This is a genomic window from Halomonas sp. SIMBA_159 (assembly GCF_046536035.1).
GTDB classification, from domain to species: Bacteria; Pseudomonadota; Gammaproteobacteria; order Pseudomonadales; family Halomonadaceae; genus Vreelandella; species Vreelandella venusta_A.
The window spans coordinates 1-253 of the sequence record NZ_JAWJBT010001104.1; the positions used below are offsets into that span (position 1 = coordinate 1).

A 253-nucleotide genomic window follows, 5' to 3' on the forward strand; every position below is an offset into this window, starting at 1 on the left:
CGATCAAATTGCCATGGTCGGCGATCGCGTTTTTACCGATGTTTTAGCAGGAAATCGTTTACAAATGTTTACAATATTAGTAGAACCGATGGTTGACCCCGCAGTTGTAGATCGCAGTTATCCCATCCGACGTTTGGAAGCGGAAATTTCTCGTTGGTGAGGAGTCAGCATCAAAGATAAAAGTCAAGGTTCGTCCCACGCTAACAAACCTTCATCTAGCTAAATCTAAAAAAAACATAAAGAAATAAATAGT

1 protein-coding gene is annotated in these 253 nt (G+C 40.3%); it reads left to right on the forward strand.

What is annotated here, in order from left to right; translation table 11 throughout:
- Nucleotides 1–13 precede the first annotated feature (13 nt).
- Complete coding sequence (locus tag R0J87_RS22690; RefSeq protein WP_498889171.1) at nt 14–160, forward strand: HAD hydrolase-like protein; 147 nt, start codon at nt 14–16, stop codon at nt 158–160.
- Nucleotides 161–253 lie beyond the last annotated feature (93 nt).